At 65.9% G+C, this 20,295-nt stretch carries 20 protein-coding genes, 1 pseudogene and 1 riboswitch; of the genes and pseudogenes, 11 read left to right on the top strand and 10 right to left on the bottom strand.

Annotated features, from left to right (window positions below; translation table 11 throughout):
- Positions 1-23 precede the first annotated feature (23 nt).
- Complete coding sequence (locus tag C725_RS16180) at positions 24-839, bottom strand: hypothetical protein (protein WP_008601811.1); 816 nt, start codon at positions 837-839, stop codon at positions 24-26.
- A gap of 198 nt (positions 840-1,037) precedes the next feature.
- Between C725_RS16180 and C725_RS16175 the strand changes: the two genes are divergently transcribed.
- Positions 1,038-2,816, top strand: coding sequence for a SulP family inorganic anion transporter (locus C725_RS16175; protein ID WP_160165719.1), 1,779 nt, complete (start codon positions 1,038-1,040; stop codon positions 2,814-2,816).
- Positions 2,817-2,845: 29 nt separating this feature from the next.
- Here C725_RS16175 and C725_RS08150 read toward each other — a convergent pair whose 3' ends face one another.
- Entirely contained in the window at positions 2,846-3,295 is a 450-nt protein-coding gene (locus tag C725_RS08150) for a hypothetical protein (RefSeq protein WP_008601809.1), read from the bottom strand.
- A gap of 125 nt (positions 3,296-3,420) precedes the next feature.
- A complete protein-coding gene (locus C725_RS08145; RefSeq protein WP_008601807.1) occupies positions 3,421-3,786 on the bottom strand; it encodes a hypothetical protein in 366 nt (121 codons plus the stop codon).
- Between the two features lie 114 nt (positions 3,787-3,900).
- Between C725_RS08145 and C725_RS08140 the strand changes: the two genes are divergently transcribed.
- Both C725_RS08140 and C725_RS08135 read left to right on the top strand, forming a co-directional pair.
- Positions 3,901-4,455 carry a sterol desaturase family protein gene (locus tag C725_RS08140; RefSeq protein WP_008601806.1) on the top strand — a complete coding sequence of 185 codons (555 nt, stop codon included), beginning with the start codon at positions 3,901-3,903 and terminating at the stop codon, positions 4,453-4,455.
- Complete coding sequence (locus C725_RS08135; RefSeq protein ID WP_008601805.1) at positions 4,452-5,714, top strand: sulfotransferase family protein; 1,263 nt, start codon at positions 4,452-4,454, stop codon at positions 5,712-5,714. The genes C725_RS08140 and C725_RS08135 overlap by 4 nt, the downstream gene beginning before the upstream one ends.
- On the opposite strand, the gene C725_RS08130 is transcribed toward C725_RS08135, so the two are convergent.
- The 5 genes from C725_RS08130 to C725_RS08110 all read right to left on the bottom strand — a co-directional run bounded on the left by C725_RS08130 (position 5,606) and on the right by C725_RS08110 (position 11,945).
- Positions 5,606-6,373 carry a fatty acid desaturase gene (locus C725_RS08130; protein ID WP_051051279.1) on the bottom strand — a complete coding sequence of 256 codons (768 nt, stop codon included), beginning with the start codon at positions 6,371-6,373 and terminating at the stop codon, positions 5,606-5,608. The genes C725_RS08135 and C725_RS08130 overlap by 109 nt on opposite strands.
- Positions 6,370-7,392, bottom strand: a complete 1,023-nt coding sequence (locus tag C725_RS08125) for a phytoene/squalene synthase family protein (RefSeq protein WP_008601804.1) — start codon at positions 7,390-7,392, stop codon at positions 6,370-6,372. Before C725_RS08125 ends, C725_RS08130 begins: the two co-directional genes overlap by 4 nt.
- 153 nt (positions 7,393-7,545) lie before the next feature.
- Entirely contained in the window at positions 7,546-9,027 is a 1,482-nt protein-coding gene (locus tag C725_RS08120) for a phytoene desaturase (protein WP_008601803.1), read from the bottom strand.
- 4 nt (positions 9,028-9,031) lie between these two features.
- Positions 9,032-10,237, bottom strand: a complete 1,206-nt coding sequence (gene crtY / locus C725_RS08115) for a lycopene beta-cyclase CrtY (protein ID WP_008601802.1) — start codon at positions 10,235-10,237, stop codon at positions 9,032-9,034.
- 19 nt (positions 10,238-10,256) lie between these two features.
- The gene (locus tag C725_RS08110) at positions 10,257-11,945 is read right to left on the bottom strand and encodes a dipeptidyl-peptidase 3 family protein (RefSeq protein ID WP_008601801.1); all 1,689 of its coding nucleotides are present in this window, start codon (positions 11,943-11,945) and stop codon (positions 10,257-10,259) included.
- A gap of 148 nt (positions 11,946-12,093) precedes the next feature.
- On the opposite strand from C725_RS08110, the gene C725_RS08105 reads away from it, so the two are divergent.
- The 8 genes and pseudogenes from C725_RS08105 to C725_RS15345 all read left to right on the top strand — a co-directional run bounded on the left by C725_RS08105 (position 12,094) and on the right by C725_RS15345 (position 19,396).
- Complete coding sequence (locus C725_RS08105; protein ID WP_008601800.1) at positions 12,094-12,909, top strand: sterol desaturase family protein; 816 nt, start codon at positions 12,094-12,096, stop codon at positions 12,907-12,909.
- A complete protein-coding gene (locus tag C725_RS08100; RefSeq protein WP_051051267.1) occupies positions 12,830-13,291 on the top strand; it encodes a DUF2141 domain-containing protein in 462 nt (153 codons plus the stop codon). The genes C725_RS08105 and C725_RS08100 overlap by 80 nt, the downstream gene beginning before the upstream one ends.
- 34 nt (positions 13,292-13,325) lie before the next feature.
- Positions 13,326-13,439: riboswitch (TPP riboswitch) on the top strand.
- Positions 13,440-13,520: 81 nt separating this feature from the next.
- Entirely contained in the window at positions 13,521-15,389 is a 1,869-nt protein-coding gene (thiC, locus tag C725_RS08095; RefSeq protein WP_008601796.1) for a phosphomethylpyrimidine synthase ThiC, read from the top strand.
- A 365-nt stretch (positions 15,390-15,754) separates the two neighbouring features.
- Positions 15,755-15,966 (top strand): annotated as a pseudogene (locus C725_RS16680) (transposase); the annotation flags it as partial.
- Positions 15,959-16,858, top strand: a complete 900-nt coding sequence (locus tag C725_RS08090) for a KilA-N domain-containing protein (protein ID WP_200858597.1) — start codon at positions 15,959-15,961, stop codon at positions 16,856-16,858. The pseudogene C725_RS16680 and the gene C725_RS08090, both read left to right, overlap by 8 nt.
- A gap of 256 nt (positions 16,859-17,114) precedes the next feature.
- Complete coding sequence (locus C725_RS08080; protein WP_149864598.1) at positions 17,115-17,846, top strand: hypothetical protein; 732 nt, start codon at positions 17,115-17,117, stop codon at positions 17,844-17,846.
- 101 nt (positions 17,847-17,947) lie between these two features.
- A complete protein-coding gene (locus tag C725_RS08075; protein WP_078056203.1) occupies positions 17,948-18,451 on the top strand; it encodes a COG3650 family protein in 504 nt (167 codons plus the stop codon).
- Between the two features lie 132 nt (positions 18,452-18,583).
- Positions 18,584-19,396, top strand: coding sequence for a hypothetical protein (locus C725_RS15345; protein ID WP_008601790.1), 813 nt, complete (start codon positions 18,584-18,586; stop codon positions 19,394-19,396).
- 105 nt (positions 19,397-19,501) lie between these two features.
- Here C725_RS15345 and C725_RS08065 read toward each other — a convergent pair whose 3' ends face one another.
- Positions 19,502-19,885, bottom strand: coding sequence for a hypothetical protein (locus tag C725_RS08065; protein ID WP_008601789.1), 384 nt, complete (start codon positions 19,883-19,885; stop codon positions 19,502-19,504).
- Between the two features lie 52 nt (positions 19,886-19,937).
- Complete coding sequence (locus C725_RS08060; RefSeq protein WP_008601787.1) at positions 19,938-20,267, bottom strand: Mpo1-like protein; 330 nt, start codon at positions 20,265-20,267, stop codon at positions 19,938-19,940.
- Between the last annotated feature and the right edge of the window lie 28 nt (positions 20,268-20,295).

The following is a 20,295-nucleotide window of genomic DNA, read 5'->3' as shown; positions in this document are numbered from 1 at the left end:
GGCCGGCCCCGATGCCCTGCCGGTCAGGATCCCGGCGAGGCGCTTTCGTCGGACTCGGCCGCCGCGCTGGACTGCGGCTGGGTTGCCGGCATGGCTGCTGCCGGAGCGGCCGTTCCGGCCTCGTCCGTCGCGGCGGGCGCGCCGGTTGCATCGACGACGGCCGGCACCTCTTCGGACCCGGCGACGGGCGGCATCGGCGGAACCACCATGCCGCGTTCGCGCATCTGCTCCCGGTAACCGATCTGGTAGTCCTCGATCTGCTTGAAGTGCATCTGGAAGACCTGCTCCATTTCCACCAGCGCCGGCAGCGCATAGCCTTCCAGACCGTCCGGCTCGATCGCCACCACGCCCTCCAGATAGCGCTTCGCGATGGGGCAGAACGTGCCAAGCGTCGCCGGCCGCGCGAAATGGTTGTAGACCGCCGTCATATGCGCATCGCGAACGCGCGGGCCGTCCTTGCCGTTCTCGCGCACGAACTTCTGCTCGATCGCCTTGTTCGCGTTGCCGAGCGGCGTTGCGAAGGTCTTGATGAACTGGTTGTAGCCGGGCGCCAGGTCGTATCCCTCGATGAACCGGCACGACAGGGCGGCAACATTGAGCGCGGAGCGGAAGTGGAACAGCTGCTCCAGCGGCCCCAGATCGCTGTTCGGCGTGATGAAGGCGCCGGCGGCGTCGCGGGGCGGCAGCCGATAGTTGAAATAGCCCGGATGCGGCGGCTCCAGCTCGGCGAGCTTGGGCGGTGGCGGGGGCGGTGGAGGCGGCGGAGGGGGCGGCGGCGCCGGCGTCGCGCAGGCCGCGAGAACCGAACATGTGACAGCGACAACCAATCCCCCACGCATCAAAACCTCCAAAGCACTCGAACAGGACTTCTTTTCCGAAGCGCCCTGTCTACGCCCTTTCGTCGCCGGTGCAATTGCGCAAGGTTGGCGATGACGGCGGCGCAGCGTGATTTTTTCGCTCTCCGGCTCATTCCGGTGCGATATCATGGCAGGGCCGCCGGACTTGATGGGTGGGCAGACAGGGGAACGGGCGCGAAAATGGATAGGGCGGAAAAGGACGCGCAGCGGCGCAGGCCCGCCATCTTCCCCGGTATCGCCCGGCTGCACTCCTATACACGCGCGGCGTTCACCGCCGACCTCGTCGCCGGCCTCCTCATCGCCGTGCTGCTGGTGCCGCAGGCGATCGCCTATGCACAGCTTGCCGGCCTGCCGCCACAAATGGGCCTTTACGCCGCCGCGCTGCCCCCGCTCGTCTACGCGCTTCTCGGCAGCAGCCCCTCCGTTTCGGTCGGCCCTTCCGCCCTGGTATCGCTTCTGGTCGCCGACGCCCTGGCTCGCGCTGCCCTGCCGCCGCCCACGGCCGCTGCGATGCTGGCGGCCGAAGTCGGCGCCCTCCTTCTCCTTCTCGGCATCTTCCGTCTCGGCCGGCTCGTCAACTTCGTGTCGGATCCAGCTTTGCAGGGCTTCATGGCCGGCGCGGCGGTCCTCATCGGCTTCAGCCAGCTGCCTGCCTTTCTGGGTGTGGAGGCCCCGCGCGCCGCAACCCTCGTCGCCGACCTTCGTGCGCTCGCCCCCTACATGACGCGCGTCCACTTACCGACACTCGCTGTCGGTGCGGCGGCGCTGCTGGCCTTGCAGCTCGGCGGCCGTTTCGCTCCGGCAACCCTGTGGCGGCTGGGCGTGCGTCCGCCATGGCGTACCGCGCTGGCGAAATGCGTGCCGCTGATCGTCCTCATGGGCGCAGCCCTTGTCGCCGCGGCGCTGCCGCTCGGCATCGCCACCGCGCCGCGCCCGTCCCAGGGCCTTCCTGTCCTGCCGCACCCGCCCCTCGGCGCCGGACCCTGGATCGCGCTGCTCCCGTCCGCTGCCGTCATCGCCATCGTCATCTTCGTCAACGGGTCGGCCGTCTCCAAGTCTCTTGCCGGACGCCGGCGCCAGTCGCTCGACACCAGTCGGGAGGCGATCGCCCTTGGCGCCGGCAACGTCGCCGCAGCCGTCTCGGGCGGCTATCCCGTCGATGTCAGCATGAGCCGCTCGGCCCTCGCCTACGACAGCAATGCTGCAACGCCGTTCGCCTCCGCCATTGCCGGGCTCGTGGTCCTCGTCGTCGCGCTGTTCTTCGCCGCCGCCCTTGCCTATCTGCCCCGCGCGGCACTCTCCGCGCTGGTCATCGGCGCGGTGTTCGGCCTCGTGAAGCCTGCCGCCATCCGCAGCACCTTCGGCCATTCACGCGCCGAGGGGGCAATCCTCATCCTGACCTTCCTCGCGACGACCGGCTTCGGCGTGCAGTGGGGCCTTGCCGCCGGCGCGCTTCTGGGCATCGCCAATTTCCTGTGGTTCTCCAGCATGCCGCGCATCACCCGCCTCGGCTATCAGGCAGATGCGAGGCACTACCGTTCGGTCGACCGGGCAGAGGTGGAGGTCGACAGCCTGCCCGTCCTCGTGCTGCGCATCGACCGCTCGCTCTACTTCGCCAATGTCGGCCGCTGCGAGGACGAGATCCTGCGCCTGATCGCCAGGCATCCGGCCGCGCGCGCGCTTCTCGTCGACATGAAGGGCGTCAACGAGATCGACGCCAGCGGCATCGCCATGCTGGAGCGGCTCGTCGACCATCTGGAGGAGAAGCGCCTCGCGGTCGCCTTCGCCGTGGTGAAGACGCCGCTGCACCGCTATTTCGAACGCAGCAATGATCTGCGCCCCTGCCGCATCTACGAGGATGTGGAGGCCGGCGTCGACGCCCTGAAGGCGGAACTCGACCGCATCGGCCGCATGAGCGTGGAGGAGGTCGCCGCCAGCGCTCAGGCCGCAGGCTATTAGGTGGAGCGGGAAACCGGTCGGTGCGAGCCTCAGATTTCCACGTCGCCAGCGGGCGGAAACGTCACTTCCGGGCGCGGCAGCTCATCGACTGGCGGCAAGGCATCGACCGGCGGCGGCGCATTGCCACCCGCCCGGCCCGGCCCGGTGCCGAAACCGAGATCGCCGTGCATCAGCATGCAGCCCATGCCGGTGCGCATCAGCACACCCAGAAGCTGCGGATCGTTCAGCGCGCCCAGTTTTCCTTGCACCTCGCCCAGCGTCATGTCCTCGATGCGCCGCTCACTGGTCATGAACTCACGCGCGACTGTGCCGATGGTCGTCCAATTGTCCTCGCTCAGCGGCTCCAGCCCCTCGCCGATGCACCGCGCGGGCGCCGCATCCATGCCGCGCGCACCCAGCGCCAGCTCGATGTCCTCCGCCGTCGGCTTGCATGCGGTCAGCGCCAGCGCCGGCAGCGCCAGCAGAATGATCTTTCGCATGGGAACGAACCTCCGGCCATTGAATCTTCCAGCGCCTTTAACCGCGCACGCCTGAACCGCACCTGACGTGAAGGAAATGGCAGGCTGCCCAGGGCAAACGCGCCCTCTGCGCGAAACCGCCCGCCCTAGCCCGAAATGGCGCAGCCGGCGGCGGCGCGGCCGACCACCGATACGATCTGCGGATCGCCGATACCGCCAAAGCGGTCGACGATCTCTCCGACGCGCATCCGGTCGATGTCCCGGTCCATGGAATCGGCAAAGCGGGCAACCTGCCGGATCTGGCTGGACGACAGATTGTCGACCATGCGGTTCGCCATGCAGCTGCTCATGCCGCGCGGCACGCCCAAATCGACCAGGCCGCTCTCGATGCGGTTTTCGCGGCTCGCGCACGCATTCAGGGCCAGCGCGGCGATCGCCGGCACCAGGATCGCGCCCAGTCGCAACGGTCCGCGCCCTGCCCCGGTCTTCTCTGTCTTCTGCACGGCGGCCATTCCTGTCTCCTTTTCGCGTTCTTCCAGTTTATTGGCTCCGCCTCATGGCGGCAGCGTCAACGTGCGCCCCGGCCAAAGGGTGCAAAGCGGTGCGGCGGCCTTTATATTGGCGCTATGACATTTGCCGCCGGCCTTGGCCTGTTCCTCCTCACGATCCTTCTCATGGAGGGGTTCGCCTACGCGATGCACCGCTGGGTGATGCACGGTTTCCTCTGGTCCCTCCACCGTTCGCATCACGAACCGCGGGCGGGCATCTGGGAAGCGAACGACTGGTTCGGTGTCATCTTCGCGCTGCCCTCCATCCTCCTCATCTTTCTCGGCACGCAGGGCGGCTTCTGGCCCGGCCTTGCGTGGATCGGCGGCGGTATCGCCGGTTATGGCCTCGTCTACTTTATCTTTCACGACTGGCTGGTGCATGAACGCATTCCCAGCCGCTACGTCCCGAAATCGCGCTACATGAAGCGTATCGTACAGGCGCATAAGCTGCACCACGCGGTGAATTCGAAGCGGGGCACGGTCAGCTTCGGCTTCCTCTGGGCTCCGCCCGTTCGTGCGCTGAAGGTCCAGCTTGCCGCCAACCGCGACGATCGCTCCGCAGCGCTGCGCGCGCCGCGCGGCCCCGCCGCCGAGGCCGGCGCCTCCTCATCCTCCCCGTCAAGCGCCGCGTGACCCATCCCGGCGAGCGTGCCCTGATCCGGGGCGCGAACCGCATGTTTCCGGCCCTTTGGGCACGCGGTCTCTCGCCGGAACCCGATACCGCTCCGCCGGTCATGATGCAGCAGGCGTCACGCGCGGCGCGGCTGGACGATTTCGGCGATGACGGGTTTCTGCCGGGCCTGGACAGGCTGTGCCGGGCGCAGGCGGAGGAGGCGGGATTGACCGCCCTCGGCCGTGTGGTCGTCCATGGCGGTCTGGTCCGCGCGCTGACGCAGCGCCTCCTCGCCGTCGAATGGTGGAAGCGGCATCCGGACATTCTGGATTATCCACTGCCCAGGCCGATCATCGTTCTCGGCGGCATGCGCTCGGGCACGACACGGTTGCAGCGCCTTCTGGCGGCCGACCCGCGTCTGCAGGCGACGCGCGCGTTCGAGGCGATGACCCCCGCCCCGCCGCTGTCGCACCGGCGCGGCCGGCCCGACCCGCGCCGCCTCCAGACGCGCGGGCTTCTCTTCGGGCTCGACCGGCTGAACCCCGCCTTCCGCCGCATCCATCCCGTTCGCGTGAACGACGCGGACGAGGAACTGCCCATGCTGGAGCTGTCCATCTGCGGCGCGCAGATCGAGGCGCAGCGTCCCGTCCCCGCCTTTCGCGACTGGTCGGAGCGGACGCCGCAGGACCATGCCTACCGGTTCCTGCGGCCCCTCATCCAGCTGCAGGGCTGGCTGCGCGGCAGCGACCCGGCGCGACCCTGGATCCTGAAGACGCCGCAGTACAGCCAGGACCTCGCCGCGCTTCTCGGCGTGTTTCCGGATGCGCGCATCGTCGCCATCCACCGCGACCCCGCCGCCATGACCGCCTCCGCCGCCTCGCTCGCCTGGAACATGATGGCGCCGCTTTCCGATACCGTCACGAAGGGCTGGTGCGGGGCGGAATGGCTGCACAAGACGCATTTCCGGGAACGCACCGCCGCCGCCGTGCGCGCCGCGCATCCGCATGTGCCGGCCATCGACACCCATTTCGCCGCCATGAACGCCGACCCCATCGGCGAAATGCGCCGCATCTACGGCTTTCTTGACCTGTCCTTCACGGAAGAGACAGAAGCGCGCATGCAGCGTTACCTCGCCGCCGCCGCGCGCGCCGGCGATCACGGACGCCACCGCTACACGCTCGGCGAATTCGGCCTCAGCGAGGATGACGTGGCGGCCCGCTTCGCCGCCGACGCGCGCCGCGCCGGCAGCTGCCACCAGGGTGCGCCGGGATACAGATGATGCTCGTGATGATAGGCACCGAAATGGAAGCAGGTGACCAGCGACAGCCAGCGCGGCATCTCCATGGAGCGCGCTCTGTGGCGGTCCGCGAACGCCCGCGGGCCATGCCGGTGCGGCAGATAAGTGCCGAAATAAAACAGCTGCACCAGCGCCAGCAGCGCCGGCACCGCCCAGAACAGGGCGATGTTCAGCAGGCTGGCGCCCAGCAGCATATAGACTGTCGCTGCCAGGGTGATCCGCAGGATCTGCCCATGCGTGTAATAGCGCAGGAAAAAGGTCCGCAGCCACGGCCAGAACCGCACCGGGTCATCCGCATGGAAATCGGGATCGCGCCCCGATCCCACATGCTTGTGATGGGCGAAATGCGCCGGTGCCATGCGGTCGTAATCGATGCCGGCATAGATCATCAGCGCCGCCCGCCCCGCCAGCCTTTGCAGCCTCGGCGCGGCCGGTGCCAGCGACCCGTGCATCGCGTCATGCGCGACGATGAACAGGCCCGTCGACAGCCAGCTTTGCAGCAGCACCGCGATCAGGATCAGCAGCAGCGTCTCCGCGCCGATGTCCACAAGGAAGATGCCGCCCAGATGCACCGCCAGCCAGCCGCCGGCGATGGCCCCCGCCAGCGCCAGTCCGACCGCGCTCTGGCGGCGCGCGCTCATTCCGCCGCCGCCTCCCGCGCATCCTCGGCCGCCGCCATCAGCGGCGCCGGCTCCCGCCACGCATCCTCACCGGTCCAGGTCCAAAGGCCCGGCCGCTTCGCCAGCGGCGCCGGTCCGTCCCGCTCCGCCGCCTTCGCTTCGGCCCGCGCGGCGGCCAGCATGCCGAGCTTCTCCAGCGTCGTGGTATAGCGCCGCTCGTCCCAGGCGCCCGGCCCCGCCACCCGCACCTTCTCGCCGATGGCGCGGTAGACCTTGGCGGCGGTCAGCACCGCCCACGCGCTGCGATAGGGCAGATGCGTCGCCCCGGCCCGCGCGCTGTCGTAATAGCCATCGGCCAGCAGCAGCATGGTATCGGCGATCCGCGCCAGCCCGTTCCTGTATTCCGGCCGCGCATGTTCGCCGGGCGGAATATCCTCCGCCACCAGCCATTCGGTGGGCAGGTAGCAGCGGTCGTTCGCCGCATCCTCCAGCACGTCCCGGCAGATGTTCGTCAGCTGAAAGGCCAGACCCAGATCGGCGGCGCGCACCAGCACGTCCTCCCGGTCCGGCGCGATGCCCATGACGATCGCCATCATGCGCCCGACGACGCCGGCGACGTGCTCGCAATAATCCAGCACGTCCTCGATGCTGCGATAGCGCCGGTCATAGGCGTCCATGGCAAAGCCCGTCAGGTGCCGCATCGGCAGGTCGCGGGGCAGGCCCGTCTCCCGCGCCACCATGCCGATGGCGCGGAACGCACCGCTTTCGCTCTCCGGCGCCGCAAGCCCGCGCGCCGTGCGTTCGCGCAGCATGTCCAGCCGCGCGATCACCGCCGCCTCGCTCTCGACGGCCGCGCCCAGCGGCACGCCGCGCCGGCCGCCCTCCTGCCCGTCGATGATGTCGTCGCAGGTGCGGCACCAGGCATAAAGCAGCCGTACGCGCCGCTTGGTTTCAGCATCGAACAGGCGCGATGCCAGCGCGAAACTCTTGGACCCCTCGGCAATCGACGCCGCCGCCCATGTATCGAGATCGGAACTCATGCCGTCCCGCTTACCCAAAGACGCGGCCGCTGGAAACGACCGTCCGCCCCCCGCCTGGCCCCCTGCCTTCGCAGGGGTGACGATATGGATGTGAGCTCAAAAATCCACCGTCGCCCCTGCGAAGGCAGGGGCCCACCGCCTCGCCGTCCCGGTTTAAGCGAAATCCGCCAGCATCAGCTTCGCCGTCGCCTTGGCGCTGCCGACGACGCCCGGAATCCCAGCGCCCGGATGCGTGCCGGCACCGGTGAAATAGAGATTGCCGATCTCATTGTCCCTATTGTGCACCCGGAACCACGCACTCTGACGCAGAACCGGTTCCAGGCTGAAGGCACTGCCCTGATGCGCGTTCAGATCGCGCTCGAAATCCATCGGCGTGAAATGATGCCGCACCGCGATATTCTCCCTCAGTCCCGGCAGCAGCCGTTCCTCCAGCGCGGCGAGAATGCGGTCACCATAGGCCTTTGCCAGCAGGTCCCAGTCGCCCTTGAAATGCCCCCGGTGCGGCACGGGCGCCAGCACGTAAAAGGTGCTCGCCCCCTCCGGCGACAGGCCCGGATCGGTCGCGGTCGGATGATGCAGGTACAGCGAGAAATCGTCCGGCAGCCGCCCGCCCTTGCCGTAGATCTCCGCCAGCAACTCCTCATAGCGCGCACCGAACAGGATATTGTGGTGCGGCACGTCCGGATAGGTTTTGCGCACGCCGAAATACATGACGAACAGCGACGGCGAATAGCGGCGCCGTTTCAGCGCCCGCGCCGCCGCGCGCCCGCGCGGATGCTCCTTCAGCAAATCCGCATAGCTGTGCACCACGTCGGCGTTGGAGGCGGCGCCGTCCACCCGCATACGGCTGCCATCCGCCAGTACCACCGCGCTCACCCGGTTCTCCTCGGTTTCGAGGCGCGACACCGCGTTCCCCAGAAGGATCGTGCCGCCCAGATCCTCGAACAGCTTGGCGAGCGCGCGCACCAGCGCATGCGTCCCGCCCTTCGGGAACCAGACGCCGCCGCGCTTTTCCAGCGCATGGATCAGCGCATAGATCGCGCTGGTCGTGAAGGGGTTGCCGCCCACCAGCAGCGTGTGGAAACTGAACGCCTGCCGCAGCCGCTCGTCCTCGATGTAGCGCGACACCATCGCATAGACGCTGCGGAACGCCTCGTATCGCATCAGCGCCGGCGCCGCTGCGATCATGGAGCGGAAATCCAGGAACGCCTCGTGCCCCAGCTTCTCGTACCCCTCCCGGTACACATGCCCGGAATAATCCAGAAAGCGCCTGTACCCCGCCGCGTCCGCCGGGTTCAGCTTCACGATCTCCTGCGTCAGCCGGTCCTCGTCGTTCGTATAATCGAACGTCGTGCCGTCCTCCCAGAACAGCCGGTAAAAGGGCTGCACCGGCAGCAGCTCGGCATAATCGGCCATGTCCCGGCCGCTCAGGGCGAACAGTTCCTCGATACAGGCCGGGTCGGTCACGACCGTCGGTCCCGCGTCGAAAGTATAGCCCTCCCGCTCCCAGACATAGGCGCGGCCGCCGGGCTTGTCCCGCGCCTCGATCAGCGTCACCTCGTGCCCCGCCGATTGCAGCCGCACCGCCAGGGCCAGGCCGCCAAAGCCCGCGCCGATCACCGCCAGTTTCGCCATAGGTCTACAGGTCCTGCTGCTTCCGGCGCCAACGCGGCCGCCAGCTGATCTTCGGCACGGAGCGGGCAAGCACGCCCAGCGCCTTCATGGGCGGCACTGGCGGCTTCCCGGACAGGATACACGCCATGTCGCCGGCCGTGCTTTCCCCTGCGTAGAAGCGCTCGATCAGCCCTTCGTCCAATGCGTAAAAATGTTGCAGGGTGCGGTAACGCTGCTCCGGCGCGGCCGCCTCGAACATCATGCGGTTCAGCAGGCGGTAGAAGCCGCGCGCCTTCCACCGCTCCACACTGAAACCGCGCAGCGCCTTGTACAGCGGTCCCGCGTCGAGGCGCGTCTGCGATTTCAGGAAATCCGCCGTTTCCACCGCATCGGGAAAGGAATATCCCGTCACCGGATGGAACAGCGCCGCCGCCATTCCGGCGCGCGGCACCGGCCCGTTCGGCTCGTCGTCCCAGAACGCCTCGATATCGCCGTCCAGCGCAATGGGAAGGACGCCTGTCTCGATGCGTCCCTCCTCATGCGCGCCGATATCCAGCCCGGCGATATAGTCCCGAACCCGGTTCAGCACCTCGCGCTCGTGCAGCTCCGGCCCATTCGTATAATAGGTGTCCTCGACCAGCAGCCGCGTCTCCGACAGGGGCAGAACATAGACGAAGCGGTAGCCGCCGATCTGCGGCACCGACGCGTCCATGATAACGGGCTTCGTGCGCCCATGCGGCAGCTTGCACGCGATCTCCAGCCCGACGAATTTCTGCCAGGCCAGTTGCAGATGCTTGGACGCATCCTGTCCGCGGCAGTCGATGACCGCCGCCGCCTGCAGCACGCGCCCGTCCGACAGGCGCAGCATCTTCGGCAGCACCTTTTCGATGCGTGTGCCGGTCATGATGTTGTCCGCTGGCAGGCGCTGGCGCACGGCGGCGTCCAGCGCCTCCGACCGGACGCTGGCATAGCCGGTGCGCAGTTCGCGCGACAGCGCCGGGAACTTCACCTTGTACCCGCCCTGCCAGCGATGGCCGTACAGCTCGTCCGTCCACAGGCGCTGCGGGCCGCGCATGTCCGTGTCGAAACTCGACCAGATATGGTCGCCGCCCACGCGCGCCCCGCCCTCCACGATGGCGACGTTCAGCGATGGCCGCGTGTCGGCCAGCCGCATGGCGATCAGGCCGGCCGCCAGGCCGCCGCCCGCAAGGATCAGGTCGTAGTCGCGCAAGGGACTCTGTCCGCCTTTCTCAAATCTGGTCGGGATAGATGGGCTGGATGTCGATGGGCACGCTGTCCATCGACGCGATCACCATTCGCGCCGGTCCGTCCAGCCGCGCCGTCTCTTCGAAGAACGCCTTCATGCCGGCATAGTCGCCGTCGCCCTGCAGGGTGACGATGCGCGCCGTCAGGCTTTCGATGGCCGCGACCATCTTTTCCTCGTCGACGCGAAAGCGGCCTGCCTCCTCGTCCCAGACCAGCGCGCCCTTGTCCCGCATCCAGCGATATTGCAGCGCCGCGCCGCGGCCATGCGCTTCGTCGATGCCGAACCGCATGCCCCGAAACAGGCCGGCGGCATAGGTCGCCAGCAGTTCGCTCTGCTCCGCCGCCGGCAGTTCGCCGCGCTCCATCATGTAGAGGAGGTTCCACATGCCCATGATGTCGGCCTTGGCTTCCTCGCTGGCGGAATAGACTTCCTTCAGCTCGGCGCCCACCGTGGTTTCGCGCCCCTCCACCATGATCGTGCCCGGCCCCAGGCTATGCGCCAGTTCGTGGAACAGCGTGAACAGCGTCATATACTGTTTCGACACCTGCGCAGCCGCCTGCGGCTGCAAGACCAGCTTCGCCAGCGGCACCAGAATGCGGTCGTATTTCGCCCCCAGCACGTTTTCCAGAATGACCTTCTTCGCGCCCTTCGCTTCCCGCACGCGTTCGTCATTGGGCAGGTTGAACGCGATCGTCTGCACGCCGCGCTCATTGTCGCCGCCGCCATGCACCTGTTCGGCGACCAGGATCGGCGAATTGAAATCCCGCTCGAAATTCTTGTACCCGTCGGCGACCGGCAGATTCGCTTCCATGTCCTTCAGCAGCGCCTTGTAGTGCGACAGCTTCGCCGCTTCCTCCGGGTTCTGCAGCGTCACGAAAGCTTCGAACGCGGTCTTCTGGCCGTACAGCTCGTCCGTATAGACCTCATAGGGGCCGATGACCATTTCGATGGGCGTGCCGCTGACGTCCATCCACGCCAGCTCGCTCTCGTAATAATCGTTCGACAGGAACGCATCGGCACGCAGCGTCAGGAACCGTTTCAGGCTGGCGTTGGACGTGATCGCCGCCGCCTCCCTCAGCTTGGCAGCCGCCGGCCGCAGCCATTCGGCATAGGCCTCCGAATAGGGCACGGCGACCAGCCGCTCGCCCTGTCGCCGGACGACGGTGTAACCGTTCAGGATGCTGTCCTTCTCGTTCGGGTGCGCAGCCAGATAGGCGTCCAGTTCCTGCCGCGTCAGGTCTTCGGGATAGAAGCCCGCGCCCTCCGGCGCCGGCGTGTCGCCCCAGAAGGGGTGTTTCTCGTTCAGCGTGTCCCAAGGTCCCATGTGCAGGTCGAACATGGCCAGCGCCTGCGTATCGCCCGACGCCGCGATGGCAGCCCGCACCTCCGGATTGCGGGCATAGGCCTGCCGCAGATAAATTTCCCGCATCATCTCCGCCGCGTCGATCAGCAGGTTCACCACCTGCCGCTCCTCCGCGTTCAGGAAGCTGGTGTCCGGGTTCATCTCGACCGGCGCGATCGCCCCGCGCATGGCCGCCAGATCATTTCCGCTTTGCGCGCCGGTTTGCGCTGCGCTCGCCATGTCCGTTTCCTCCGTCATCGGCGCGGACCCGCTCGCTGCGCATCCCGCCAGCATTGCCGCGCCCAGCAGCAGAACCGTTTTCCTCACCATGTTGCCCCCAGGGTTTCGAATATTTCTCACGCCGGCCGGCGTAACCGCATGGCCGCGCCGCCGCCACCCGCTTTCGCTGCCCGTCTCTTTCCCCGGTGACGCGAGTGGGGGTGCCGCCAGGGGTCGGCGCGTGATAGGCTGGGCCGAAATGCTCCAGCTCGCCATTCTGATCCTTGCCATGACGCTGATCGTCGGTGCGCGCTATCTCGCCGTCTCCGGCCTGTTCGCCGCCATCACCGCCCGTGCGCGGCCCGGCCTGCATGGCTCCGCGCGCTCGCGGCGGCAGCAACGGGCGGAGCGGCGCTGGTCGCTTATCGCCGCCTTCATCTACGGCGCCCCCACCGCCAGCGCCATCTGGCGGTTCCACGCCGGCGGCACGGCGATCTATACGGACCTTTCCGCCTATCCGCTCTGGTGGCTGCCGGCCTCCATCCTCCTCTACCTGTTCCTGCACGACACCTGGTTCTACTGGACGCACCGCGCCATGCATCACCGGCGCCTGTTTCCCGTCATGCACCGGGTGCACCACAACAGCCGCCCGCCCACCGCCTGGGCGGCGATGAGCTTTCACTGGACCGAAAGCCTGTCGGGCGCGCTCCTGATCCCCGCGCTCGTCTTCCTGATCCCCATCCATATCGCCGCGCTCGGCCTCGTGCTGGCGGTGATGACCCTGTTCGGCACCACCAACCATCTGGGGTGGGAGATCTTCCCCGCCCGCTTTGTTAATGGCCTGTTCGGACGTGCGGTGATAACCGCATCACATCATCACAGGCATCATCAGAACTATGCCTGCAATTTCGGCCTGTATTTCCGGTTCTGGGACCGGCTCTGCAAAACGGACGACGGCCTGGCGGGAGATTTCGGACGTGAGGAACGTGAAGCCTTTGACCGCGCTGCCGCTCGCCGCGCTGCTTCTGGCTCTGGCGCCCGGCCCGTCCACACCCCTGCCGCCGCCCCCGAATAGCGCCGCCCCCGCCACCCTGCATGTCGTCTTGGAGGGGCTGCGCTCAACGAAGGGCAGCGTGCGCCTGTGCATCTGGGCGGAGGGGGATGGTTTTCCCGACTGCAAGAATGCGGATGACGTCACCCGCCTCGCCGCGCCCGCCTCTGCCGAGACCGTCACCGTCGACGTCGCCGCCCTGCCCCTGGGCGCCTACGGCATCTCCGTCATCCACGACGAAAACGACAACAAACGGCTCGACAAGAGCTTCATCGGCCTCCCGACGGAGGGGGTCGGCTTCTCCAACAACGCCTCCGCCCCCTTCGGCCCGCCCGCCTACAAACGCGTGCGCTTCCCGGTCGATGGAGACACCAGTGAGACGATCCGCCTGAAATACTATTTGTAAGGCGGCGCCCGCGCCCCTACCCTCGTCCGCAGCATATCGTTCCCAGGGGTGCCCGCGCCAAGGCGGGCTGAGATGGTCGTGACAGCCGGCCGAACCCTTCGAACCTGACCCGGGTCGTGCCGGCGTAGGGAAGGAACCAGTGCCGCGCCCGGGGCCCGAAATCCCCTATTCCGCGGCCCCGCCTCCCAGCCGCCGTGCGCGTCCCCTATTGAGGAAGGACCACGCATCCATGGCCGACATCCCCGCCCGCACCGAAATTTCCGGCCCCGACTCGCTAAACGTCACCACCGGCCCCCTGCCCGCCAGCCGCAAGCTCTATCTCTCCGGCAAGCAGCACACGGACATCCGCGTCCCCGTGCGTGAAATCGCGCTGGAACCCTCCGCCCTTGAGCCGCCCGTGCGCGTCTACGACCCCACCGGCCCCTACACCGACGCGGACGCACAGATCGACATCATGCGCGGCCTCCCCTCCGTGCGCGGCGAGTGGGTGCGCGCACGCGGCGATGTCGAGGATTATGACGGCCGCGCCGTAAGGCCGGAGGACAACGGCATTCGCGGCAGCCGCAAGGCCTCCGCCGCCCCGCTGTTCCCGAACGTCGTGCAGCGCCCCCTGCGCGCCAAATCCGGTCAGGCCGTCACCCAGATGGCCTATGCGAAGCGCGGCATCGTCACGCCCGAGATGGAATATGTCGCCATCCGCGAAAATCTGGGGCGGGAGCGGGCCATCGAAAACCGCGACCCCGGCCAGCCCTTCGGCGCCGAGATCCCCGACCTCATCACCCCGGAATTTGTGCGCGACGAGATTGCGCGCGGCCGCGCCATCATCCCGGCGAACATCAACCATCCCGAACTCGAACCCATGGCCATCGGCCGCAATTTCCTCGTCAAGATCAATGCCAATATCGGCAACAGCGCGGTCGCCAGCGATGTCGCGGCAGAGGTCGACAAGATGGTCTGGGCCATACGCTGGGGCGCCGATACCGTCATGGACCTGTCGACGGGCGACGACATTCACACGACGCGCGAATGGATCATGCGCAATTCGCCCGTCCCCATCGGCACCGTCCCCATCTATCAGGCGCTGGAAAAGGTCGGCGGCATTGCCGAGGATCTGACCTGGGACATCTTCCGCGACACGCTGATCGAGCAGGCGGAGCAGGGCGTCGATTATTTCACCATCCACGCCGGCGTCCGCCTGCCCTTCGTTCCCATGACGGCAAAGCGCGTCACCGGCATCGTCAGCCGCGGCGGCTCCATCATGGCGAAATGGTGCCTGGCGCATCACAAGGAGAGCTTCCTCTACGAACGCTTCGCCGAAATCTGCGAAATCTGCCGCGCCTATGACGTGTCCTTCTCGCTGGGCGATGGCCTGCGCCCCGGCTCCGGCGCCGATGCGAATGACGAGGCGCAGTTCGCCGAACTCCGCACGCTGGGCGAGCTGACGAAGACCGCGTGGGATCAGGACTGCCAGGTCATGATCGAGGGGCCGGGCCACGTCCCCATGCACAAGATCAAGGAGAACATGGAGGAGCAGCTAAAGCATTGTCACGAGGCGCCCTTCTACACGCTCGGCCCGCTCACCACCGACATCGCCCCCGGCTACGACCACATCACCTCCGCCATCGGCGCGGCGCAGATCGGCTGGTACGGCACCGCCATGCTTTGCTATGTGACGCCAAAGGAGCATCTGGGCCTCCCCAACCGCGACGATGTGAAGGTCGGCGTCGTCACCTACAAGATCGCCGCCCACGCCGCCGACCTTGCCAAGGGGCACCCGGCGGCGAAGATGCGCGACGACGCCCTCAGCCGCGCCCGCTTCGATTTCCGCTGGCGCGATCAGTTCAACCTGTCGCTGGACCCCGAAACGGCGGAGCATTTCCACGACCAGACCCTCCCGGCAGAGGGCGCAAAGACCGCCCATTTCTGCTCCATGTGCGGCCCCAAATTCTGCTCCATGAAGATCACCCAGGACGTCCGCGACTACGCCGCCAAACTCAACACGGATGAAATGACGGCAGCGGAAGAAGGCATGAAGGACATGAGCGAAAAGTTTAAGGACGAGGGCGCAGAACTCTACGTGCCGGCCGAAAGCCGCTGAAGCGCCCAACGAAATAGGGCGGTACCCTCGCCGCCCTCATTCTCAGCATGATTTTTGTGTCCGGCGTCGCTTGTAACTCCTCGGGCCGATGCCTGCCGAATGGCATCTCCCGAAGACGACAGCAGTAACGCGTCTTCGTCGTTTAACGCGAAACCGCCAGTTACAATGATTATATGAGTCACGATCAGCCGCAGAGCCGCTAATCGGTGATCAACGCATATCCAGCTCGGAATTTTGCGACTTTTTTGCTCGTCACACTTTCCACCGGCAATCCAATTTCATGCCGCGCCCTCCCGCCGGATGCACTGACGCCTCGCATTTGTCGAATGTGCGATCCTGACGAATATGTTTTGCACTACTGCATCCATACGAACGGCATCGAGACCTTCTGGGCCCTAATTAAGCGCGGTCATTACGGCGTGTCTCATTACATGTCCCCCAACACCTGCACCGCAATGTCAGCGAGTTTGCGTTTCGCCAAAACACCGCGCAGGATGGCACCATGCGCTTGATTGAAAAGACAATTGCTCGCATGAATGGCAAGCGGCTGACATACAGGGGGCTCATCAATGCCTGACGACCAAGAGACGATTGAGCCGATAGACGCGCCATTCGAGACGGTGAGTAAGGCCATGGTGGTAGCCAGCAAGCCGGCGAAAACCGACGACGATGACTCTCAATGGAAACTGCCACTGATCGAGCATAAGGTTGAAAAAGTCTCAATCGATCAGCGCGCGAACGATGGCTACGTAAACGCCACCGCACTTTGCCAAGCGAGCGGCAAGCTCCTTGGCCACTATCTGGAAACAAAGGCGACTAAGGCATTTTTGGCGGAGCTATCAGCCGATATCGGGATCCCGATATCGGATTTGGTGCAGATCATTAAGGGTGGTCACCCCCAAATGCAGGGAACATGGGTTCACCCTCAGGTGGCTATCAACCTGGGGCAATGGGCATCTCCGAAGTTTGCCGTTCTCGTATCCAAGTGGGTGTTCGAGTGGATGAACGGCAGCTCAAAGAGTGCCTACCAGTTTCCTTACCATATTCGACGCTACCTGATTAATCGGAGCAAGATTCCTGCCACCCACTTTTCGATGCTCGATCAAATGACATTCAAGCTGCTAGGGGCGCTGGAAGCCAAGGGATATGTGATACCAGCGAAGCTGATGCCTGATATCTCACTCGGAAAAATCTTCTCTGGATGGTTACGCGATAAGGGCCACGACCCCGACTCTTTTCCGACATATCCACACGAATTTGATGATGGTAAAAGGCCCACCGTTCAGGCGCGCCTTTATCCGAACGAACTCATGACAGAATTCAATCAGAGATTGGACAATTGGATTACCAGCGGGAACGCGCTCAAGTACTTCAAAGAACGGGACCCAGCCGCCGTAGAACCGATGCAGCTAGTTTATGCTGACATCAAAGCACTACCCGTAAATAAGCAAATTGAGTATAAGCCGTAGTTTATGCCAGCGCGAACATCCGTCCTAAGCGCATAGCAGCGTCAATGCCTTCAACGCGCGCTAAGATTGTGACTGTCCCGAGAGGGTCGTGCGGAGATTCCTCGGTCAGAAAATACCCGCTCGTATCACCCGGAACTTCGGCGCACCGCTCCAATCTACGCGAGGAAATGGGCGCAATCGATAGTTTCGTTCCTTCGGGGGTTTGCCCGGTAAGATAAATGTCAGCCATAACACCATGCTTCCATAAGGACTGATTATGCCCGAGAATCCGACGCATCGACTTGTAAAGAGCCCGAAAGTCAATGGCCGTTATTTGGCCGACTATATGGATGCGTCAGAACGGACTAAGCGTACGATAATCCGTGGCTGCAAATTCCCTCCAATCGCAAAGCTTCTCCAGCATCAACACGCAAAGGGATTTATCGCAAATTTCTTGCGGAATGGTTCTGATGCGCCCGACCCGCTTCACGAAGAGGCTGAGCGGCTTCGTGAAATGATGGCCGACACCGATTTCGACAGGAACCTATTCGACCTTAACGCGGACGTGCTGGACGCTTACGCCGAGGTGTTCGATCCCGAGAAGTTTCCCAAAGCCGAAATCGCACCGATGCCAGACCCGTTCACGCTCGATATGGCAGGGGTCGAGGTCAAGCCGGACCTTCGATTGGCTTTGCAGCGAACAACAAAAACCAACCGTCTGCGAACGGGTTTCCTGTCAATCAGATACGCCAAGGGCAAGCCGCTCTCCGAAGATGTCGGTAAGTGGCAATCGTCATTGCTTTTCGCTTGCCGAAAGATGCTTGACGGCGATGATCAGAAAGCTGCTGAACATAAGCTTTGCGTCACGTTGGATGCGGCAACCGGAGAATTCATTGAGGCTCCCGGCGATGCCGTCAGTCGCTTTGCCAACATGGAAGCGGCTTGCCAGTCCATTGCAGAGCGCTGGGACAGCATCGAGCCACCGCCGAATGCCATCGTCAAAGAGTAATCGGTCGGCGGCTAGCTAGGTGTATAGATCCCAAATTCTTGGTTAGCATTCTTTAGGCGCCAGCTTCCTGCATCTTCTCATGCGAAAGGAGCAGCATATTCGTGCCTCCTAAGTCATTTCCCTCGTGCGCCCTGCTCGTGCTAGCCTCGTCCGGCTTCGTACTCTCCGCATGTAACGGCCCCGACAGCGGCGACGACCTCCCCGGCGACGAGGGCGACACGCAGCCCTTCCATGCCATCGCCCCCTCCGAAACCCTGCACGCGCTCGGAACCGAGCCCTTCTGGAGTGCGCAGGTGGCGGGGGATGGGCTGCGGTATGAGACGCCGGCGGAGGGCGGGGACGCGCGCCGCGAGGACGCAAGCGCCGCCGCTGCAAGCGGCGCGGCGGAGATTGCCGTGACGCGCTTTGCCGGGCGCAACGGCGTCTCCTGGTCGGGCACGCTGGACGGGCAGCCCTTCGCCCTCGCCGCGACACCCGCCGAATGCAGCGACGGCATGTCGGACCGCACCTACCCCTATTTCATCATGCTGACCGTGCGCGGCGGCACGCGGGAGGGGTGCGGCTGGACGGACCGCCAGCCCTATTCGGACCCCGGGGCCCAATAGGGCCCGCGCCCCGCCCGGCGCGCGCCGCCACCCGCGCAGTGTGGAGCGCCTTCCCCGCTTAGGGGGTGTTCCCTAATAGGAAATTCTGTGTCTACTGATTGCGGCGGTTCCACATCTTGAAAAGGAAACGCCATGATCTCCGCATACTCTGCCGCCATACCCCGCCGCGATGCTGGCCCTGACGATGCCGCGCCCGCGGATGCCGGGCTGCCCGCGCCCGTTCCCGGCACGCCCGAATTCGATGCGATCCTCGATCGCGGGCGCCTGACGCCGGAGGAGCGGCTGGCCGTCACGCTTGCCTGCGGCGGCACCGAACGCGATGCCGGCCTGGCGTTCGCGCCCGATGTGCCAACGGATGGAGAGGCCGGCGGGGCCGGGGCGGAGGCGTCGGCGGCGCCGCACGGCGGTTCCGTCTTCGTCGGCGATCCGCGCGAAATCTATGCCGACCCGGCGGACTATGCACCCGTGCGGATGCAGCCCCGGCGGGACGGCTGGGCGCCTGAGGTGCAGCGGCACTTCCTGTCCGTGCTGGCGGAAACGGGCTGCGTGTCGCACGCCTGCCGTGCGGTCGGGCGCAGCCGCTCCTCCGCCTACGCCCTGCGAGCCCGCGCCGATGCCGCCGCCTTTTCAGACGCGTGGGACGCGGCACTGCGGCAGGCGTGCCATGCGCTGACCGACACGCTGTGGGAACGCGCGATGGAGGGACAGGAGGAGGTGGTGACCGGCGCTGATGGAGAGGTGAAGGCGGTGCGCCGCCGCCATGACAACCGCCTCGCCATGTGGCTGCTGTCGCATCACGACCCGGTCTTCTACGGCGACCTGCGCGACAAGCCGGTGCCGCCGGAAATGCGGCGGCGGGGCGACCGGCTACGCTTTGCCGCGCGCCTCAACGCGCTGGTGCGGCGCGGGCTGCGGCGGGGGGCGCGGCGGGAGGTGGGGGACTGATCCCCCCGCACCCGTGCGCATATGAGTGTCCAGACTGTCAACTTCGCCGCTGTAGGAACCCTGTCCACTTCGGCGGAAACCCGCCCCGTTCGGGCGTTTGCCGGGCTATTCCGCCGGCAGCGCGCGTTCGGGGCCGGCTCGGCGCCTTTCGCGGCGGCGGCGCAGCCAGGCGGCGCCCAGATAGACGCATCCGGGCAGCAGCGTCAGCAGGGTCAGCGGCATCAGGTCCGTCGCCGTCTCCTCCCCGCTCCACAGCAGCGCGGCGAGGGCGGCGACGGCCAGCGCGATCAGCAGCGCGCCGGACAGCGCCAGAGAGGCGGCGGAACGCTCGTCCGGGCGGCGCAGCAGCGTCTCTACCGTTCCCCCGCCCGCCTTGATGGCGGCGCGCAGCGTGCGTTCGCGCTGCCACAGGCCGATGACGTCGAACAGGCTTTTGCACACGAACGCCAGGGCGCCGAACACAGTGATGATGATGCCGATGTCGTCCATACGCCCTCCTGCTTCTCAAGGGCGTGCTATAGCACTAATACAGTACGGCCTGTCAATCGACCCCGGCACGCTCCAGCTCCGGCCTCAGCCGCCCGGTGATCCACAGCGCCCACATGCGGAAATCGGCATAGAGCGACCAGAGCGGATAGGTGAAGGTGGCGGGGCGGTTCTTCTCGACGGTGAAATGCGCGATCCAGGCGAAAAAATAGCCCGCAACGGGCAGCGCGATCAGCAGCCACCAATTGCCCGTCAGGACGGCGATAATGGCAAGGAGGACGACCAGCGATGTGCCGACATAATGCAGCGCCCGCGTCCGGGGCCGCGAATGTTCGCGCAGGTAGAACGGCCAGAACTGGGCGAAGGTCTTGTATTCGCGTGCCATGCGGAAACTCTGCGCTGCCGCGCCCCGC

Origin of the sequence: Pacificimonas flava (genome assembly GCF_000342165.1) — a bacterium.
Taxonomy (GTDB): domain Bacteria; phylum Pseudomonadota; class Alphaproteobacteria; order Sphingomonadales; family Sphingomonadaceae; genus Pacificimonas; species Pacificimonas flava.
This window is presented reverse-complemented; position numbering and strand designations above follow the sequence as displayed.